The organism is Pseudomonas sp. AA-38, from assembly GCF_029457475.1.
Taxonomy (GTDB): Bacteria; Pseudomonadota; Gammaproteobacteria; order Pseudomonadales; family Pseudomonadaceae; genus Aquipseudomonas.
This window is the reverse complement of record NZ_CP120359.1, coordinates 2,707,815-2,727,581: the sequence shown is the minus strand read 5'-3', so window position 1 is coordinate 2,727,581 and position 19,767 is coordinate 2,707,815. Positions and strand designations below refer to the sequence as shown.

Below are 19,767 nucleotides of genomic sequence, written 5' to 3'. Positions count from 1 at the left end.
TCAAGACTGTTCAAAGTCAACGATCAAAGTGTTCAGTTGTTCACTTTCGACTGTTCAAAAGTGTTCAGTCACATACCGCTTCGCTGTCGCTGGTCTGGAAATGTTTTCTTTTAAATCAGACTGATAGGTCGATTTGTGAGGCCTTGGCACGCTTGTCGCTGTAGAGGTTCGTAATCGAATGGCACGACAAGAAAAAGGACAGGCCATGTCGCTCAAGCTCGAACACGTCACCCGTATCGTCGACGGCCAGGTGCATATCGACGATGCCTGCCTGAGTTTTGAACCGGGCTCCTTCAACGTGCTGCTCGGTCGTACCCTGGCCGGCAAGACCAGCCTGATGCGCCTGATGGCCGGGCTGGATCGGCCCAGCAGCGGCCGCGTGCTGATGAACGGCGCCGACGTGACCGGCGTGCCGGTACGCCAGCGTAATGTGTCGATGGTCTATCAGCAGTTCATCAACTACCCGACCCTGACGGTGTTCGAGAACATCGCCTCGCCACTGCGCCAGGCCGGTATGGCCAAGGCGCAGATCGTCGAGAAGGTCGAGGCCACGGCGCGCATGTTGCGCATCGACAAGCTGCTGTCGCGCTACCCGCTGGAGCTGTCCGGCGGCCAGCAGCAGCGCACCGCCATGGCGCGGGCGCTGGTCAAGGACGCCTCGCTGATTCTCTTCGACGAACCGTTGGTCAATCTCGACTACAAGCTGCGTGAAGAACTGCGCCAGGAAATGCGCGAGCTGTTCCAGGCGCGCCACACCATTGCCGTCTATGCCACCACCGAGCCCAACGAGGCGCTGGCCCTGGGCGGCACCACCACCATCCTGCATGAAGGCCGGGTGGTGCAGAGCGGCAAGACTGCCGAGGTCTACCACCGTCCGCAGCAGATGCTGGCCGCCGAGCTGTTCTCGGAGCCGGCGATCAACCTGCTACCTGGACGCATCAGTGGCACTGAGGTGAGTTTCGCCGATTGCGTGCATTTTCCGCTCAACCCCGATCTGCGCGGCATCGACGAGGGTGAATATCGCTTCGGTGTGCGCCCCAGCCATATCGGCCTGGTGCCATCCAATGACGATGATCTGGAGCTGGCGGTAACCGTGGAGCTGGCCGAGATCAGCGGCTCGGAAACCTTCCTGCATGTACGCAACGAGCAGTTCGTGCTGGTGCTGCACCTGCCAGGGGTGCACGAGTACGCGGTGGATACGCCGATCCTGATCTACATCCCCACCCACAAACTGTTCGTCTTCGCCGCCGATGGGCAATTGGTGCAGGCGCCCAGTCGCCGTCAGGGGAGGGCTGCCTGATGGCCGAGATTCGTTTGCACAACCTGGCGCACAGCTACAGCGGCACGCCGAAAGCGCCGGAAGACTACGCGATCCGCGAGATGAACCACGTCTGGCAGCAGGGCGGCGCCTACGCGCTGCTGGGGCCGTCGGGCTGCGGCAAGTCGACGTTGCTCAACATCATCTCCGGCCTGCTCAGCCCGTCGCAGGGCGAGGTGCAGTTCGACGGCAAGGCGGTCAATACGCTGTCGCCCCAAGAGCGCAATATCGCCCAGGTTTTCCAGTTCCCGGTGGTCTACGACACCATGACGGTGTTCGACAACCTGGCCTTTCCGCTGCGCAATCAGGGCATGGACGAAGCGCGGGTGATGAGCAAGGTGCACGAGATCGCCGAGGTGCTGGAGTTGCACCCGCTGCTGCACAAGAAGGCGCGCAACCTCACTGCCGACGAGAAGCAGAAGGTCTCCATGGGCCGCGGCCTGGTGCGCGACGACGTGTCGGCGATTCTCTTCGACGAGCCGCTGACGGTGATCGACCCGCACCTGAAGTGGAAACTGCGGCGCAAGCTCAAGCAGATCCACGAGCAGTTCAACATCACCATGGTCTACGTCACCCACGACCAGCTGGAGGCCTCCACCTTCGCCGACAAGATCGCGGTGATGTACGGCGGGCAGATCGTTCAGTTCGGCACCCCGCGCGAGCTGTTCGAGCGCCCCGGGCACACCTTCGTCGGCTACTTCATCGGCAGCCCGGGGATGAACCTGATCGATGTGCAGCGCTGCGAGGGCGGGGTGCGTTTCGCTGATACCGTGCTGCCGCTTTCCGACGCGCTCAACCAGCGCCTCGCCGAACTGGACGGCAAGCGCCTGCAGGTGGGCATTCGGCCCGAGTTCGTGCACGTCTGGGACGGCGCCTATGACGATGCGTTGTGTGGCCGGGTGCTGCACGTCGAGGATCTCGGCACCTACAAGATTCTCACCTTCGACCTCGATGGTCAGGTGCTCAAGGCGCGCCTGCAGGAGGATCAGCCCGTGCCGCGCGAGCAGGTGTACCTGAGCTTTCCGGCGCAGTGGCTGATGCTCTACGCCGACGACTATCTGGTGGAGGTGGCGCCATGAAGGTACAGAACAACAAGGCCTGGTGGCTGGTGCTGCCGGTGTTCCTGCTGGTGGCCTTCAGCGCCATCGTGCCGATGATGACGGTGGTCAACTACTCGGTGCAGGACATCTTCGACCCGGCCACCCGCTACTTCGTCGGCGTCGACTGGTATCGCCAGGTGCTGCAGGACCCGCGCCTGCACGACTCGCTGCTGCGTCAGTTCATCTTCTCCGCCTGCGTGCTGCTGATCGAGATTCCACTGGGCATCGCCATCGCCCTGTGCATGCCGACGCGCGGGCGCTGGGCCTCGCTGTGCCTGATCCTGATGGCCATTCCGCTGCTGATCCCGTGGAACGTGGTGGGCACCATCTGGCAGATATTCGGCCGCGCCGACATCGGCCTGATGGGCTGGGCGTTGAACGCGCTGGGCTTCGACTACAACTACGCCGCCAACACCATGGATGCCTGGGTGACGGTGCTGGTCATGGATGTCTGGCACTGGACGTCGCTGGTGGCGCTGCTGTGCTACTCCGGGCTGCGCGCCATTCCCGACGTCTATTATCAGGCGGCGCGCATCGACCGTGCCTCGAACTGGGCGGTGTTCCGCCATATCCAGCTACCCAAGCTGAAAAGCGTGCTGCTGATCGCGGTGATGCTGCGCTTCATGGACAGCTTCATGATCTACACCGAGCCCTTCGTGCTGACCGGCGGCGGGCCTGGCAACGCCACCACCTTCCTCAGCCAGACCCTGACTCAAATGGCCATCGGCCAGTTCGACCTGGGCCCGGCGGCGGCGTTCTCGCTGGTGTACTTCCTCATCATCCTGCTGGTGTCCTGGCTGTTCTACACCGCCATGACCCACGACGACAAAACCCGCTGAGGCCGACCATGATGCTGCGCAAACGTCTGGCACTGCTGATCTACTTCCTGTTCATGCTGGTGCCCATCTACTGGCTGCTGAACATGTCGTTCAAGAGCAACACCGAGATTCTCGGTGGGCTCAGCCTGTGGCCGCAGAGTTTCACTCTGGACAACTACCGGGTGATCTTCACCGACCGCAGCTGGTACGAGGGCTACCTCAACTCGCTGTACTACGTCAGCCTCAACACCCTGATCTCGCTCAGCGTGGCGCTGCCGGCAGCCTATGCCTTCTCGCGCTATCGCTTTCTCGGCGACAAGCACCTGTTCTTCTGGCTGCTGACCAACCGCATGGCGCCGCCAGCGGTGTTCCTGCTGCCGTTCTTCCAGTTGTATTCGTCCATCGGCCTGTTCGACACCCATATCGCCGTGGCGCTGGCGCACTGCCTGTTCAACGTGCCGCTGGCGGTGTGGATCCTGGAGGGCTTCATGTCCAGCGTGCCCAAGGAAATCGACGAGACGGCCTATATCGACGGCTACAGCTTCCCGAAATTCTTCGTGAAGATCTTCATTCCGCTGATCCGTTCCGGCATCGGCGTCACGGCTTTCTTCTGCTTCATGTTCTCCTGGGTGGAGCTGCTGCTGGCGCGCACCCTGACCTCGGTGGAGGCCAAGCCCATCGCCGCGGTGATGACCCGTACCGTGTCCGCCTCGGGCATCGACTGGGGCGTGCTGGCTGCCGCTGGGGTACTCACCATCCTGCCGGGGATGCTGGTGATCTGGTTCGTTCGCAACCATGTGGCCAAGGGCTTCGCCCTCGGCCGCGTGTAAGGGAGGTACATCATGAGCTGGATGGCCTGGACTCTACCGACCGCACTGTTCTTCGTCGGCATCGCCGTGCTGCTGGCCGGCATGACGCTGGTGGAATTGCGCTGGCCCTGCGTCGAGCGCAAGGGTTTTCTGCCGATCACCACCACCCCGGGTGATCGGTTGTTCATCGGTCTGCTCGGTAGCGCCTATCTGCACTTGCTGGTGATAGGCGTGACCGACTGGAGCGTGTGGATAGCCTCGCTGCTATCGCTGTTGTGGTTGTGCGCAGTCATGCGCTGGGGCTGAGCCGGGCTGTTGCCGGTGTGCCTCTCCCCAAATCCCGAGATGGAGGTCTCTATGTTCGACAATAACAACAAGACCCGACATAGCATGGCGTTGGCCGCCTTGCTGGCGTTGTCCGGTTTGAGCGGTGCGGCCTGGGCGGATGCCTATGAAGAGGCCGCGAAGAAATGGATCGCCGAGGAATTCAACCCCTCGACCCTGACGCCCGAGCAGCAGCTCGAAGAACTGAAGTGGTTCATCAAGGCCGCCGAGCCGTTCCGCGGCATGGATATCAGTGTGGTGTCGGAAACCATCACCACCCACGAGTACGAGTCCAAGGTGCTGGCCAAGGCCTTCAGCGAGATCACCGGCATCAAGCTCAAGCACGACCTGCTGCAGGAAGGTGATGTGGTGGAGAAGCTGCAGACGCAGATGCAGTCGGATCGCAACATCTACGACGGCTGGGTCAACGACTCCGACCTGATCGGCACCCATGCGCGCTACGGCAAGGCCATGGCCATCAGTGACATGATCAAGGGTGAGGCCAAGGACTTCACTTCACCGACCCTGGATCTCGAAGACTTCATCGGCATTTCCTTCACCACCGGGCCGGACGGCAAGCTCTATCAACTGCCCGACCAGCAGTTCGCCAATCTCTACTGGTTCCGCGCCGACTGGTTCGAGCGCCCGGAACTCAAGGCCAAGTTCAAGGAAATCTACGGCTACGAGCTGGGCGTGCCGGTCAACTGGTCGGCCTACGAGGACATCGCCGAGTTCTTCTCCAAACACGTCAAGGAGATCGACGGCCAGCGCGTCTATGGCCACATGGATTATGGCAAGAAGGATCCGTCGCTGGGCTGGCGCTTCACCGATGCCTGGTTCTCTATGGCTGGTGGCGGCGACAAGGGCCTGCCCAACGGCCTGCCGGTGGACGAGTGGGGCATCCGCGTCGAAGGCTGCCGCCCGGTGGGTTCCAGTGTCGCCCGCGGTGGTGATACCAACGGGCCGGCGGCCGTGTTCGCCACGCAGAAATACGTTGACTGGATGCGCCAGTACGCACCGCCGGAGGCGCAGGGCATGACCTTCTCCGAAGCGGGGCCAGTGCCGGCGCAGGGCGCCATCGCCCAACAGATCTTCTGGTACACCGCCTTCACCGCCGACATGACCAAGCCAGGGCTGCCGGTGGTCAACGAGGACGGTACGCCCAAGTGGCGCATGGCGCCGTCGCCCAAGGGGCCGTACTGGGAGGAGGGCATGAAGCTGGGTTATCAGGACACCGGTTCCTGGACCTTCCTCAAGTCCACCCCGGAGAAGCAGCGCCTGGCCGCCTGGCTCTACGCGCAGTTCGTCACCTCCAAGACCGTGTCGCTGAAGAAGACCCTGGTGGGCCTGACGCCGATCCGCGAGTCGGACATCAACTCCCAGGCCATGACCGACGTGGCGCCCAAGCTCGGCGGTCTGGTGGAGTTCTACCGCAGCCCGGCGCGCGTGCAGTGGACGCCGACCGGCACCAACGTGCCGGACTACCCGCGTCTGGCCCAGCTCTGGTGGCAGTTCATTGCCGAGGCCGCCAGTGGCGACAAGACCCCGCAACAGGCGCTCGATGGCCTGGCTGCCGCGCAGGACACCATGCTCGGCCGTCTGGAGCGTTCCGGCGTATTGGGCGAGTGCGGGCCGAAGCTGAACGAGCCGCGTGACCCGCAGTACTGGTTCGACCAGCCGGGTGCGCCCAAGCCCAAGCTGGCCAATGAGAAGCCCAAGGGCGAGACCATCGCCTACGACGAATTGCTCAAGTCCTGGGAGCAGGCGCGCAAGTAATCGATCAGGCAGAAACGACAACGGCACCCTCGGGTGCCGTTGTTCGTTGTGCATCTCTGCTTATTGATGCAGGTGCTCGGCCGCGTGCAGGGTATTTTCCAAGAGGCCGGCGCGGGTCATCGGGCCGACACCGCCCGGCACTGGAGTGATCCAGCCAGCGCGGGGCAGGGCGGCATCAAAGGTCACGTCGCCCACCAGCTTGCCATCCTCCTGGCGGCTGATGCCGACATCGATGACGATGGCGCCTTCCTTGATCCACTCGCCCTTGACCAGGCCAGGCTTGCCCACGGCCACGACGACTATGTCGGCCTGGCTGACATGCTGGGCTAGATCCTTGGTGAAGCGATGGGTGACGGTCACGGTGCAACCGGCCAGCAGCAGTTCCAAGGCCATCGGACGGCCGACGATATTCGAGGCACCCACCACCACGGCATGCAGGCCATAGAGATCGACGCCGGTGCTGTGCAGCAGGGTCATGATGCCCTTGGGCGTGCAGGGGCGCAGCAGCGGCATGCGCTGGGCCAGGCGGCCGATGTTGTAGGGGTGGAAGCCGTCCACGTCCTTGTCCGGGCGGATGCGTTCGAGCAGCGGCGAGGCGTCCAGGTGTTCGGGCAGCGGCAGTTGCACCAGAATGCCGTCGATGGTCGGGTCTTCATTGAGCTCGTCGATCAGCGCGAGCAGGTCGGCCTGGCTGGTCTGAGCCGGCAGGTCGTAGGCACGGGAGAGGAAGCCGACTTCTTCGCAATCCTTGCGTTTATGTGACACATAGACCTGGGAGGCAGGATCGGTACCGACCAGGATCACGGCCAGGCCTGGCGCGCGAAGGCCTTGCTGGCGGCGTTCGGCGACACGTTGGGCAATCTGCTGGCGGAGGCTGGCGGCGATCGCCTTGCCGTCGATCAGTTGTGCGGTCATTGCGCTGGTTAACCATTAATTAGGGATGAAAAAAGGACGCGCATTCTCGCATGGGCGCTCACTGGGGCAAAGGCGCCTGCCATGGTTTTCGCGTAACTCCTTTATATAGCTGAACTTTTTTGAAAATTTCTGTTGACGAGGGTGGGGGGCGTCTATAACATTCGCCCCGCTTCTCAGGAACAGCCACTCGCTGGGTGAGACGGCAAGCGCCAAGCCCTCGTGGCAAGGTGCTAGTCGAAAGCTTCTAAGTCTGCGCTAGCGGATGGATAAGCGCCCGTAGCTCAGCTGGATAGAGCATCCGCCTTCTAAGCGGATGGTCGCAGGTTCGAGTCCTGCCGGGTGCGCCATTGGCGTTCGGGCAATTTGAGCAAGCAATGCAATATGGTGGGCGTAGCTCAGTTGGTAGAGCACAGGATTGTGGCTCCTGGTGTCGTGGGTTCGATTCCCATCGTCCACCCCATATTCCAAAGCGCCAGGCCCAAAGCCTGGCGTTTTTGTTTTAAGCTGCAAACCGCGCGGACGTGGTGAAATTGGTAGACACACCAGATTTAGGTTCTGGCGCCGCAAGGTGTGAGAGTTCGAGTCTCTCCGTCCGCACCATCTTACAAATCCCCCCGATTGCCGCCTGCTTCTAGGGTGACTTCTTCATATCGACCCTCTAGAATGCTTGGCCTTGAATCGGGGCCGGCCTGAGCCGGCTTGTGTCTGTGCAACGAGGAATATCCATGCAAGTTTCTGTTGAAAGCACTTCTGCTCTTGAGCGCCGGATGACCGTCGGCGTACCCGTCGAGCGCATCGAGACCGAAGTCAACAAGCGTCTGCAACAGACTGCCCGTCGCGTAAAGGTTCCTGGCTTCCGCCCCGGCAAGGTGCCGATGAGCGTGATCCGCCAGCGTTACGAAGATGCCGCGCGTCAGGAAGCTCTGGGCGACCTGATCCAGGCCACCTTCTATGAGGCCGTGGTCGAGCAGAAGCTGAACCCGGCTGGTGCCCCGGCCGTCGAGCCGAAGTCCTTCGAGAAGGGCAAGGATCTGGAATACGTCGCTACCTTCGAGGTGTTCCCGGAATTCCAGGTGACAGGCCTCGACAGCATCGCCATCGAGCGCCTGCAGGCCGAAGTGGTCGACAGCGACGTCGACAACATGCTGGACATCCTGCGCAAGCAAAACACCCATTTCGAGAGCGTCGAGCGTGCTGCCGAGAATGGCGACCAACTGAACATCGATTTCGTTGGCAAGATCGACGGCGAAGCCTTCGCGGGTGGCAGCGCCAAGGGTACTCAACTGGTGCTGGGTTCCGGTCGCATGATCCCTGGCTTCGAGGATGCCCTGGTCGGCGCCAAGGCTGGTGAAGAGCGCGTGATCAACCCGACCTTCCCCGAGGACTACCAGAACCTCGATCTGGCCGGCAAGACCGCCGAGTTCACCGTCACCGTGAACAGTGTGTCCGCTCCGCAACTGCCTGAGCTGAACGACGAGTTCTTCGCCCTGTTCGGCATCAAGGAAGGCGGTCTGGAAGGCTTCCGTGCCGAAGTTCGCAAGAACATGGAGCGCGAGCTGCGTCAGGCCATCAAGTCCAAGGTCAAGAACCAGGTAATGGACGGCCTGCTGGCTGCCAACCCGGTGGAAGTGCCGAAAGCGCTGATCAGCAACGAAGTGGATCGTCTGCGCGTACAGGCCGTTCAGCAGTTCGGCGGCAACATCAAGCCCGACCAACTGCCTGCCGAGCTGTTCGAGGAGCAGGCCAAGCGTCGCGTCGTGCTGGGCCTGATCGTCGCCGAAGTGGTCAAGCAGTTCGAGCTCAAGCCGGACGAGGCTCGCGTGCGTGAGCTGATCGAGGAAATGGCCTCGGCCTACCAGGAGCCTGAGCAAGTGGTGGCTTGGTACTACAAGAACGACCAGCAGATGAACGAAGTGCGTTCGGTTGTACTGGAAGAGCAAGTTGTAGATACTGTTCTGCAGAAGGCCAACGTGACCGACAAAGCGGTTTCCTACGAAGATGCAGTCAAGCCGGCGGAAGCCCCGAAAGCCGACTGATCGCGTCACCTCGTTCGAGTACACCACCATAAGCCAGCCTCCGTGCTGGCTTATGCGTATTTGAGACATGACTATTAGGGAGTGAGCGCAAGACATGTCCCGCAATCCTTTTATGCAAAACATGCCTGAAATCCAGGCCGCTGGCGGCCTGGTGCCAATGGTCATCGAGCAATCCGCTCGTGGCGAGCGTGCCTACGACATCTATTCCCGCCTGCTCAAGGAGCGGGTGATCTTCATGGTCGGCCAGGTCGAGGACTACATGGCCAACCTGATCTGCGCCCAGTTGCTGTTTCTGGAGGCAGAGAACCCGGACAAGGACATCCACCTGTACATCAACTCACCAGGTGGCTCGGTGACCGCTGGCATGGCCATCTACGACACCATGCAGTTCATCAAGGCGGACGTGTCCACCACCTGCATCGGTCAGGCCTGCAGCATGGGCGCCTTCCTGCTGGCGGGTGGCGCCAAGGGCAAGCGCTTCTGTCTACCGAACTCGCGCGTGATGATCCACCAGCCGTTGGGTGGCTTCCAGGGCCAGGCCTCGGACATCGAGATCCACGCCAAGGAAATCCTCTTCATTCGTGAGCGCTTGAACCAGTTGCTGGCCCACCACACCGGCCAGAGCCTGGAAACCATCGAGCGTGACACCAACCGCGACAATTTCATGAGCGCCTCGCGCGCCATGGAGTACGGTATCGTTGACGCTGTGCATGAAAAGCGTCAAATGCCTGTCTAGATGAGGCATCGGCAGCGGGCATCCGCCATTGGCGCCACCGGCGCCCTTGAAAATGCCCGCATTTGCCTTCATCTTGTGTTTCAAGCCTACCGTATTGGATTGATCGAATGACTGATACTCGTAACGGTGAGGACAACGGCAAACTGCTTTATTGCTCCTTCTGCGGCAAAAGCCAGCACGAAGTGCGCAAGTTGATCGCCGGTCCCTCCGTCTTCATCTGCGACGAATGCGTCGACCTGTGCAACGACATCATCCGCGAGGAGGTGCAGGAAGCGCAGGCCGAGAGCAACGCGCACAAACTTCCGGCACCCAAGGAAATCAGCGGCATCCTGGATCAGTACGTGATCGGTCAGGAGCGTGCGAAGAAGGTGCTGTCGGTAGCGGTGTACAACCACTACAAGCGCCTCAACCAGCGCGACAAGAAAGACGACGTCGAGCTGGGCAAGAGCAACATCCTGCTGATCGGCCCGACCGGCTCGGGCAAGACGCTCTTGGCCGAAACCCTGGCGCGCCTGCTCAATGTGCCATTCACCATCGCTGATGCCACCACTCTGACCGAAGCCGGTTACGTGGGTGAGGACGTCGAGAACATCATTCAGAAGTTGCTGCAGAAGTGCGACTACGATGTCGAGAAGGCCCAGATGGGTATCGTCTACATCGACGAGATCGACAAGATCTCGCGCAAGTCGGACAACCCGTCGATCACCCGTGACGTATCGGGTGAGGGTGTGCAGCAGGCGCTGCTCAAGCTGATCGAGGGCACCGTGGCCTCGGTTCCGCCGCAGGGCGGGCGCAAGCATCCGCAGCAGGAATTCCTGCAGGTGGACACGCGCAACATCCTGTTCATTTGCGGCGGCGCCTTCGCTGGCCTGGAAAAGGTCATTCAGGCCCGTTCCACCAAGGGCGGCATCGGCTTCGGCGCGGAAGTGCGCAGCAAGCAGGAAGGCAAGAAGATCGGCGAGTCTCTGCGTGAAGTGGAGCCGGACGATCTGGTCAAATTCGGTCTTATCCCTGAGTTCGTCGGTCGTCTGCCGGTGATCGCCACTCTGGAAGAGCTGGACGAAGCGGCCCTGGTGCAGATTCTCACCGAGCCGAAGAACGCGCTGACCAAGCAGTACGCCAAGCTGTTCGAGATGGAAGGCGTGGATCTGGAGTTCCGCTCCGATGCGCTCAAGTCCGTGGCGCAGAAGGCGCTGGAGCGCAAGACTGGTGCCCGTGGCCTGCGTTCGATCCTCGAAGGCATTCTGCTCGACACCATGTACGAGATCCCGTCCCAGCAGGACGTGAGCAAGGTGGTGATCGATGAGAGCGTCATCGACGGCAGCTCCAAGCCGCTGCTGATCTACGAGAGCAGCGAGCCCCAGGCCAAGGCTGCGCCGGACGCCTGATCGCGTTGTTACCCGATGCAAAGAAGGGGCCTCAGGGCCCCTTCGCTTTTCTGGACATTGTGCTTGTTTTTTACGGGAGCTACCCCCATCTTAAAAGCCAAGGGTAATCCCGCCTGTTTACGGCCCTTGGGCCGCTGCTGAGCCGAAATCATGAAGACAACCATCGAATTGCCTCTCCTGCCATTGCGCGATGTAGTGGTCTATCCGCACATGGTCATCCCGCTTTTCGTCGGGCGCGAGAAATCCATCGAAGCCCTGGAGGCAGCGATGACGGGCGACAAGCAGATTCTGCTGGTGGCCCAGAAGAATCCGGCGGTCGATGATCCGGGTGACGAGGATCTCTATCGTGTCGGCACCGTGGCCACTGTTCTGCAGTTGCTCAAGCTGCCCGACGGTACCGTCAAGGTGTTGGTCGAGGGGGAGCAGCGCGGCGTCATCGAGCGCATCTTCGAGTGCGAAGAGCACTGCCGTGCCGAAGTGCAACTGATCGAGGAAAGCGACACCGCCGAGCGCGAGTCGGAAGTGTTCACTCGCAGCCTGCTGAGCCAGTTCGAGCAGTACGTGCAGTTGGGCAAGAAGGTGCCGGCCGAGGTGCTGTCTTCGCTCAACAGCATCGATGAGCCCAGCCGCCTGGTCGATACCATGGCCGCGCACATGGCGCTGAAGATCGAGCAGAAGCAGGAAATCCTCGAGATCACCTCGCTGTCGGCGCGCGTCGAGCACGTGCTGGCCTTGCTGGATGCCGAGATCGACCTGCTGCAGGTGGAAAAACGCATCCGTGGCCGCGTGAAGAAGCAGATGGAGCGCAGCCAGCGCGAGTACTACCTGAATGAGCAGATGAAGGCCATTCAGAAGGAGCTGGGCGACATCGACGAGGGCCACAACGAACTCGACGAGCTGCGCAAGCGCATCGACAACGCCGGCCTGTCCAAGGAGGCGCTGACCAAGGCCAATGCCGAGCTGAACAAGCTCAAGCAGATGTCGCCGATGTCTGCCGAGGCCACCGTGGTGCGCTCCTACATCGACTGGCTGGTGAACGTGCCGTGGAAGGCCGAGAGCAAGGTACGCCTGGATCTGGCCCGTGCCGAGAGCATCCTCGATGCCGACCACTACGGTCTGGAAGAGGTCAAGGAGCGCATCCTCGAGTATCTCGCCGTGCAGAAGCGGGTGAAGAAGCTCAAGGGCCCGGTGCTGTGCCTGGTCGGCCCGCCCGGTGTGGGCAAGACCTCGCTGGCCGAGTCCATCGCCAGCGCCACCAACCGCAAGTTCGTGCGCATGGCCCTGGGCGGCGTGCGTGACGAGGCCGAGATTCGCGGCCACCGCCGTACCTACATCGGTTCCATGCCCGGCCGCCTGATCCAGAAGATGACCAAGGTGGGCGTGCGCAACCCGCTGTTCCTGCTCGACGAAATCGACAAGATGGGCCAGGACATGCGCGGCGACCCTGCCTCCGCGCTGCTCGAGGTGCTCGACCCGGAGCAGAATCACAACTTCAACGATCACTACCTGGAGGTCGATTACGACCTGTCGGACGTGATGTTCCTCTGCACCGCCAACTCGATGAACATTCCCGGCCCGCTGCTGGACCGTATGGAAATCATCCGTCTGCCGGGCTACACAGAGGACGAGAAGGTCAACATCGCCATCAAGTACCTGGCGCCCAAGCAGATCAAGGCCAATGGCCTGAAGAAGGGCGAGCTGGAGTTCGAGGAGGCGGCGATTCGCGACATCATTCGCTACTACACCCGTGAAGCCGGTGTGCGCAGCCTGGAACGGCAGATCGCCAAGGTGTGCCGCAAGGCGGTGAAGGAGCATGCCAAGGAGAAACGCTTCCAGGTGATGGTCACGGCCGATTCCCTGGAGCATTTCCTCGGCGTGCGCAAGCACCGCTATGGCCTGGCCGAGCAGCAGGATCAGATCGGTCAGGTGACCGGCCTGGCCTGGACGCAGGTGGGTGGCGAGCTGCTCACCATCGAGACGGCCGTGGTGCCGGGCAAGGGCAATCTGATCAAGACTGGCTCGCTGGGGGATGTCATGGCCGAGTCCATGACGGCCGCCATGACGGTGGTACGCAGCCGGGCGCAAAGCCTGGGGATCGCCGCCGATTTCAACGAGAAGCGCGACGTTCACATCCATATGCCGGAAGGCGCCACGCCCAAGGATGGCCCCAGCGCGGGCATCGGCTTGTGCACCGCGTTGGTGTCGGCGCTGACGCAGATTCCGGTGCGGGCTGATGTGGCCATGACCGGTGAGATCACCCTGCGCGGTCAGGTGCTGGCCATCGGTGGGCTCAAGGAAAAACTTCTCGCGGCGCATCGCGGGGGGATCAAAACTGTGATCATCCCGGAAGAAAACGTGCGCGATTTGAAGGAAATTCCGGAAAATATTAAACAAGATCTGCAGATTAAACCCGTTAAATGGATTGACGAGGTCCTGCAAATTGCGCTGCAATACGCGCCGGAGCCCTTGCCCGATGCGGCTCCCGAGATGGTTGCAACGGATGACAAACGCGAGTCTGATTCCAAGGAGCGAATCAGCACGCATTAGTGGGGTGGCTTCCTTGACACATTTTTTGAGCCCTTGTTATAAAGCGGCTCTTATTGCGTCAGCAGGCTATCCAGCGCCCGCTTTGCTTACATTAAAAATCAAGAAACAAACTAAACAGAAATAAGGGGACTTAGAGTGAACAAGTCGGAACTGATCGATGCTATCGCTGCATCTGCTGATATCCCGAAAGCTGTTGCTGGCCGCGCGCTGGATGCAGTGATTGAATCCGTCACTGGCGCTCTGAAAGCTGGTGATTCCGTCGTACTGGTTGGTTTCGGTACCTTCGCTGTCAAAGAGCGTGCTGCTCGCACCGGCCGTAACCCGCAGACCGGCAAGCCGATCAACATCGCTGCTGCCAAGATCCCGGGCTTCAAGGCTGGCAAGGCCCTGAAAGACGCCGTCAACTAAGCGTCTTCCGGGTTTGCCTCGCCGCAGGGTTCGCCCTGTGGTCAGTCGGGAGGCAGGGCAAGGCAGTCGCTGACTCCTTTCACCCGACACGTTACGAGAAGGCGCATCCACAGGATGCGCCTTTCTTCTATCTGGACATTACCCACACTGCGCGACTGGTGACTCTGTACGGTCGTTCTGGGGGAAGCATGCTGCAAAACATCAGGGACAATTCACGCGGTTGGATTGCCAAAGTCATCATCGGCCTCATCGTGATCTTGATGGCCTTCACCGGCTTCGAGGCCATCGTCACCGGCACCAGCAACCGCAACAACGCGGCAGAGGTGAATGGCGACACCATCACCCTCAATGAACTCAATCAGGCTGTCGAGATGCAGCGCCGGCAGCTACTGCAGCAGCTCGGCCGTGATTTCGACCCTTCGCTGCTCGATGACAAGCTGCTGCGCGAAGCCGCGCTGAAAGGCCTGATCGACCGCAAACTGCTGCTGCAGGGCGCCAAGGACGCGGGCTTTGCCTTCTCGCAGCCGGCGCTGGATCAGGTCATCCTGCAGACGCCGGAATTCCAGACTGATGGCCGTTTCGATTCCGCACGTTTCGACCAGGTGATCCGGCAGATGGGCTACACCCGCCTGCAATTTCGCCAGATGCTGGAAGAGGAAATGCTCATCGGCCAACTGCGCGCCGGTATCGGCGCCAGCAGTTTCGTCACCGAAGACCAGGCCCGCGCCTATGCCAGCCTCGAGCGTCAGACCCGCGATTTCGCCAGCTTCACGGTCAAGGCCGATCCGGCCGCGATCAAGGTTGCCGATGATGAGGTGAAAGCCTACTACGATGAGCATGCCAGCGAGTTCATGAGCCCCGAGCAGGTGGTGCTGGAATACGTGCAACTGGACAAGGAGCGCCTGTTCGATCAGGTCAAGGTCACCGACGAAGAGCTGCAACCGCTTTACCAGAGCGAGATCGCCAACCTGGCCGAGCAGCGTGACGCGGCGCATATCCTGATCGAGGGTGACGACGACGCAGCGAAGCAGAAGATCGAAGAGATCAAGGCACGGATCGATGCTGGCGAAGACTTCGCCGCATTGGCCAAGGAGTTCTCCCAGGATCCAGGGTCGGCCGCCAACGGTGGTGACCTGGGTTATGCCGGGCCGGGTGTGTATGACCCGGCCTTCGAGCAGGCGCTCTATGCGCTCAAGCAGGGCGAAGTGTCGGCGCCGGTGAAGAGCCCGTTCGGCTGGCACCTGATCAAGCTGCTGGGCGTGCAGTCGCCGGAAGTGCCGAGCTTCGCCAGTATCCGGGACAAGCTGGCCCGCGATTACAAGGAGCAGCAGGTCGAGAAGCGCTTCGTCGAGCTGAGCAAGGAGCTGGAAGATTCGGCATTCGAGTCAGCCGATCTGACCCAGCCTGCCCAGGAGCTGGGCCTCGAGGTGAAGGTCACCGAACCCTTCGGACGCGAGGGTGGTAGCAGTGGTATCACGGCCAATCGCCAGGTGCTGCAGGCTGCATTCAGCCCCGAAGTGCTGGAGGATGGTGCCAACAGCTCGACCATCGAGCTCGACCCGAGCAATGTCGTGGTGGTTCGCCTCAAGCAGCATCTCAAGCCTGAGCAACTGCCGTTGGAGCAGGTGGCCGAAAGCATTCGCAGCCATCTGGCGCAGGAGCGTGCCACGGCTGCTGCCAAGACCGAAGGCGAGCGGCTGCTGGCGGCGGTCAAGGCCGGTGACGAGAAGGCCCAGGCCTGGGCACTCCAGGAAGCGGTTACCCGCAGTCAGGAGGGTGTCGAGCCCAAGGTGCTGCAGGCGCTGTTCCGCATGGCCAAGCCTGAATCCAAGGATGCCCCCAGCTACGCAGGCGTGGTGCTGAACAACGGCGACTACGTGGTGTTGCGTCTGGATGGCGTGAGCGTGCCGGAGGGCGCTCTGAGCGAGCAGGAACTGGCGATGTATCGCAACTTCCTCGCCTCGCGTGAAGGCCAGCAAGATTTCGCGGCCTACCGCAAGCAGTTGCAGGACAAGGCCGATATCGAGCGCTTCTGAGCCCATGCGGCGCCTCGTCGAGGCGCCGCATCTGCCTCGAGCGGCAGACAATAAAAAACCCGCACCAGGTGCGGGTTTTTTTATGGCTTCTAGAAGATCACTCTTCCATAGGCCCCATCGCGGTGGTGTTGAAACCGCCGTCGACGTAGAGGATCTCACCGCTGATGCCCGACGCCAGGTCGGAGCAGAGGAAGGCGCCGGCATTGCCGACTTCTTCGATGGTGACGTTGCGGCGCAGCGGGGTCTGGCGCTCGTTGGCGGCCAGCATCTTGCGGAAGCTGGCGATACCGCTGGCGGCCAGGGTACGAATCGGGCCGGCGGAGATGGCGTTGACGCGAGTACCTTCCGGGCCGAGGCTGCCGGCCAGGTAGCGCACACCGGCCTCCAGGCTGGCCTTGGCCATGCCCATGACGTTGTAGTTGGGCATGGTGCGCTCGGCGCCCAGGTAGGAGAGGGTGAGCAGGCTGCCGTTGCGGCCCTTCATCATCTCGCGACCGGCCTTGGCCAGGGCCACGAAGCTGTAGGCGCTGATGTCGTGGGCGATCTTGAAGCCTTCACGGGTGGTGACTTCGGTGAAGTCGCCGTTGAGCTGGTCGCCCGGGGCGAAGCCGACCGAGTGGACGATGCAGTCCAGACCGTCCCATTTCTTGCTCAGGGCCTCGAATACGGCCGCGATGTCTTCATCGTTGGCGACATCGCAAGGGAAGCACAGCTCGGCATTGGAGCCCCAGCCAGCGGCGAATTCCTCGACGCGGCCCTTGAGCTTGTCATTCTGGTAGGTGAAGGCCAGCTCGGCACCTTCGCGGTGCATGGCGGCGGCGATACCCGAGGCGATGGACAGTTTGCTGGCGACGCCAACGATGAGTACACGCTTGCCGGTTAGAAAACCCATTGTGCTATTCCTCTTCCTGTTTCAAGGATCAGTGAGCGGTTGCCGGAGCCATGAAGGCGGCTTCCAGCAATTGCTGCGTATAAGGGTGTTGCGGTGACCTGAAGATCGCGTCCGCCGAACCTTGTTCGACCACCTGGCCCTGCTTGATCACCATCAACTGGTGACTCAGCGCTCTGACCACCGCCAGATCATGGCTGATGAACAGATAGGTCAGGTTGTACTTGGCCTGCAGGCCGCGCAACAGTTCCACCACCTGACGCTGAACCGTCCGGTCGAGCGCCGAGGTGGGCTCGTCCAGCAGGATCAGCGCCGGCTTCAACACCAGTGCCCGGGCAATGGCAATCCGCTGCCGTTGCCCGCCTGAAAACTCATGGGGGTAGCGGTGCCGCGTCTGCGGATCCAGCCCTACCTCCAGAAGTGCGTCGATGATCGCCTGTTCCTGCTCCGCCTCGCTCCCGATGCCATGGATACGCAGGCCTTCGCCGACGATCTGGCCCACCGACATGCGTGGGCTGAGGCTGCCGAACGGATCCTGGAACACCACCTGCATCTGCCGTCGCAGCGGCCGCACCTCTTTCTGCGACAGCCCCTGCAACTGCTGGCCCTGGAACTGGATGCCGCCCTGGCTGCCGAGCAGCTTGAGGATGGCCATGCCCAGGGTGGACTTGCCGGAACCACTTTCACCGACTATGCCCAGGGTCTGGCCCTGGGGCAGGGTGAAGTTGATGCCGTCCACGGCTTTCACATGGTCGACGGTCTTGCGCAGCAGGCCCTTCTTGATCGGGAACCAGACACGCAGATCGTCGACCGCCAGCATGGTATCGCCGGCGGGGTTGGCCGCTGGCTCGCCGCTGGGTTCGGCGCCGAGCAGTTCCTGGGTATAAGGATGCTGGGGAGCCAGGAACAATTGTTCACACGACGCCTGTTCGACGATGCGACCGCGCTGCATGACACATACCCGATGCGCAATTCTGCGTACCAGGTTGAGATCGTGGCTGATCAGTAGCAACGACATGCCCAGGCGCGCCTGCAGATCCTTGAGCAATTCGAGGATTTTTAGCTGTACGGTGACGTCCAGCGCCGTGGTTGGCTCGTCGGCGATCAGCAGCTCGGGCTCGTTGGCCAGCGCCATGGCGATCATCACGCGCTGGCGTTGCCCGCCGGAGAGTTCGTGGGGGTAGGCTTTCAGGCGCTTGTGCGGTTCGGGAATGCCCACCAGCTCCAGCAGCTCCAGGGTGCGCGCGCTGGCGGCCTTGCCGCGCAGGCCCTTATGCAGGGCGAGCACTTCGTTGATCTGCTTCTCGATGCTGTGCAGCGGGTTGAGCGAGGTCATCGGTTCCTGGAAGACCATGGCGATGCGGTTGCCACGAATACCGCGCAGGCGCCCTTCGCTGAGCTTGAGCAGATCCTCGCCGGCATAGTGGATGCTACCGGCCGGGTGGCGTGCCAGCGGGTAGGGTAGCAGGCGCAGGATGGAATGCGCGGTGACCGATTTTCCCGAGCCGCTTTCGCCCACCAGGGCCAGGGTTTCACCCTTGCGGATGTCGAAGCTGACGTTCTCCACCACGCGCTGGCATTGTTCGCCGGAAGTGAACTCGACGGCCAGGTTGTGCACTTGCAGCAGGATGTCGGACTGGCTCATGTCATTTCCTCGGGTCGAAGGCATCGCGCGCGGCTTCGCCGATGAACACCAGCAGGCTGAGCATGATCGCCAGCACGGCGAAGGCGCTGATGCCCAGCCAGGGCGCCTGCAGGTTGTTCTTGCCCTGAGCCACCAGTTCGCCCAGCGACGGCGCCCCCGGTGGCAGGCCGAAACCGAGGAAGTCCAGGGCGGTGAGGGTGCCGATGGCACCCGTAAGGATGAAGGGCATGAAGGTCATGGTGGAGACCATGGCGTTGGGCAGGATGTGGCGGAACATGATGGCGCCATTACTCATGCCCAGAGCGCGGGCGGCGCGCACGTATTCCAGGTTGCGGCCACGCAGGAACTCGGCGCGCACCACGTCCACCAGGCTCATCCAGGAGAACAGCAGCATGATGCCCAGCAGCCACCAGAAGTTCGGTTGCACGAAGCTGGCCAGGATGATCAGCAGGTAGAGCACCGGCAAGCCCGACCAGATTTCCAGGAAACGCTGGCCGAGCAGGTCGACCCAGCCGCCATAGAAGCCTTGCAGGGCGCCGGCGGTGACGCCGATCACCGAGCTGGCCAGGGTCAGGGTCAGGGCGAACAGCACCGAGATGCGAAAGCCGTAGATGACCCGTGCCAGCACGTCGCGGCCCTGGTCGTCGGTGCCCAGCCAGTTCTGCGCCGAGGGCGGCGCCGGGGCGGGCACTGCCAGGTCATAGTTGATGCTCGAATAGCTGAAGGGGATCGGTGGCCAGATCATCCAGCCATCCTTGTCCGCGATCAGCTCCTGGATATAGGGGCTCTTGTAGTTGGCCTGCAGCGGGAACTCGCCGCCGAACACGGTTTCTGGGTAGCGCTTGAAAACCGGGAAATACCACTCGCCGTCGTAACGCACCGCCAGCGGCTTGTCGTTGGCGATCAGTTCGGCGCCGAGGCTGAGGCCGAACAGAATGAGGAACAACCACAGCGACCACCAGCCGCGTTTGTGGGCCTTGAAGCGCTCGAAGCGGCGCTGGTTGAGCGGGGACAGTTTCATG

16 protein-coding genes and 3 tRNA genes are annotated in these 19,767 nt (G+C 61.8%); 15 read left to right on the top strand and 4 right to left on the bottom strand.

All coding sequences use genetic code 11. The features are described 5' to 3' along the window. The first annotated feature begins 205 nt into the window (after positions 1-205). Genes PVE35_RS12420 through PVE35_RS12395 form a run of 6 tightly spaced genes read left to right on the top strand, consistent with a single transcriptional unit; the run spans position 206 to position 6,145 of the window. A complete protein-coding gene (locus tag PVE35_RS12420; RefSeq protein ID WP_277374813.1) occupies positions 206-1,300 on the top strand; it encodes an ABC transporter ATP-binding protein in 1,095 nt (364 codons plus the stop codon). Further along, positions 1,300-2,397: an ABC transporter ATP-binding protein gene (locus PVE35_RS12415; protein WP_277374812.1), complete on the top strand. Its 1,098-nt coding sequence runs from the start codon at positions 1,300-1,302 to the stop codon at positions 2,395-2,397. Before PVE35_RS12420 ends, PVE35_RS12415 begins: the two co-directional genes overlap by 1 nt. Continuing rightward, complete coding sequence (locus PVE35_RS12410) at positions 2,394-3,257, top strand: sugar ABC transporter permease (RefSeq protein WP_268183774.1); 864 nt, start codon at positions 2,394-2,396, stop codon at positions 3,255-3,257. The genes PVE35_RS12415 and PVE35_RS12410 overlap by 4 nt, the downstream gene beginning before the upstream one ends. An 8-nt stretch (positions 3,258-3,265) precedes the next feature. Further along, on the top strand, positions 3,266-4,066 hold the full coding sequence (locus PVE35_RS12405) for a carbohydrate ABC transporter permease (protein ID WP_268183775.1): 801 nt from the start codon (positions 3,266-3,268) through the stop codon (positions 4,064-4,066). Between the two features lie 12 nt (positions 4,067-4,078). Beyond that, complete coding sequence (locus tag PVE35_RS12400) at positions 4,079-4,351, top strand: DUF2160 domain-containing protein (RefSeq protein WP_268183777.1); 273 nt, start codon at positions 4,079-4,081, stop codon at positions 4,349-4,351. 51 nt (positions 4,352-4,402) lie between these two features. After that, positions 4,403-6,145: an ABC transporter substrate-binding protein gene (locus PVE35_RS12395; protein WP_268183779.1), complete on the top strand. Its 1,743-nt coding sequence runs from the start codon at positions 4,403-4,405 to the stop codon at positions 6,143-6,145. A 60-nt stretch (positions 6,146-6,205) separates the two neighbouring features. Here the strand turns inward: PVE35_RS12395 and folD are convergent, their stop codons facing one another. Next, a complete protein-coding gene (folD, locus tag PVE35_RS12390) occupies positions 6,206-7,060 on the bottom strand; it encodes a bifunctional methylenetetrahydrofolate dehydrogenase/methenyltetrahydrofolate cyclohydrolase FolD (RefSeq protein ID WP_268183781.1) in 855 nt (284 codons plus the stop codon). A gap of 270 nt (positions 7,061-7,330) precedes the next feature. Between folD and PVE35_RS12385 the strand changes: the two genes are divergently transcribed. The 9 genes from PVE35_RS12385 (at position 7,331) to PVE35_RS12345 (ending at position 16,211) form a co-directional block, all read left to right on the top strand. Further along, positions 7,331-7,407, top strand: a tRNA-Arg gene (locus PVE35_RS12385). 37 nt (positions 7,408-7,444) lie between these two features. After that, positions 7,445-7,520 (top strand) — tRNA-His (locus tag PVE35_RS12380). Between the two features lie 55 nt (positions 7,521-7,575). Then, positions 7,576-7,660 (top strand) — tRNA-Leu (locus PVE35_RS12375). Positions 7,661-7,785: 125 nt separating this feature from the next. Beyond that, the gene (gene tig, locus PVE35_RS12370; RefSeq protein WP_277374811.1) at positions 7,786-9,096 is read left to right on the top strand and encodes a trigger factor; all 1,311 of its coding nucleotides are present in this window, start codon (positions 7,786-7,788) and stop codon (positions 9,094-9,096) included. 94 nt (positions 9,097-9,190) lie between these two features. After that, on the top strand, positions 9,191-9,832 hold the full coding sequence (clpP, locus tag PVE35_RS12365) for an ATP-dependent Clp endopeptidase proteolytic subunit ClpP (RefSeq protein ID WP_268183785.1): 642 nt from the start codon (positions 9,191-9,193) through the stop codon (positions 9,830-9,832). Positions 9,833-9,939: 107 nt separating this feature from the next. Further along, on the top strand, positions 9,940-11,220 hold the full coding sequence (gene clpX, locus PVE35_RS12360; protein WP_268183787.1) for an ATP-dependent Clp protease ATP-binding subunit ClpX: 1,281 nt from the start codon (positions 9,940-9,942) through the stop codon (positions 11,218-11,220). Between the two features lie 150 nt (positions 11,221-11,370). After that, positions 11,371-13,767, top strand: a complete 2,397-nt coding sequence (lon, locus tag PVE35_RS12355; protein WP_268183789.1) for an endopeptidase La — start codon at positions 11,371-11,373, stop codon at positions 13,765-13,767. Between the two features lie 135 nt (positions 13,768-13,902). Continuing rightward, positions 13,903-14,175 (top strand): nucleoid-associated protein HU-beta, encoded by a 273-nt coding sequence (gene hupB / locus PVE35_RS12350; RefSeq protein WP_003282502.1) that lies wholly within the window; start codon positions 13,903-13,905, stop codon positions 14,173-14,175. 188 nt (positions 14,176-14,363) lie between these two features. Further along, positions 14,364-16,211, top strand: coding sequence for a SurA N-terminal domain-containing protein (locus PVE35_RS12345; protein ID WP_268183791.1), 1,848 nt, complete (start codon positions 14,364-14,366; stop codon positions 16,209-16,211). Positions 16,212-16,308: 97 nt separating this feature from the next. On the opposite strand, the gene fabI is transcribed toward PVE35_RS12345, so the two are convergent. From fabI to PVE35_RS12330, 3 genes are read right to left on the bottom strand one after another with little or no spacing between them, the layout of a single operon-like run. Continuing rightward, positions 16,309-17,103 carry an enoyl-ACP reductase FabI gene (gene fabI, locus PVE35_RS12340; protein ID WP_277374810.1) on the bottom strand — a complete coding sequence of 265 codons (795 nt, stop codon included), beginning with the start codon at positions 17,101-17,103 and terminating at the stop codon, positions 16,309-16,311. A 28-nt stretch (positions 17,104-17,131) separates the two neighbouring features. After that, positions 17,132-18,745: an ABC transporter ATP-binding protein gene (locus PVE35_RS12335; protein ID WP_268183794.1), complete on the bottom strand. Its 1,614-nt coding sequence runs from the start codon at positions 18,743-18,745 to the stop codon at positions 17,132-17,134. Position 18,746: 1 nt separating this feature from the next. Beyond that, positions 18,747-19,766 (bottom strand): ABC transporter permease, encoded by a 1,020-nt coding sequence (locus PVE35_RS12330; protein ID WP_268183796.1) that lies wholly within the window; start codon positions 19,764-19,766, stop codon positions 18,747-18,749. Position 19,767: the final 1 nt, after the last annotated feature.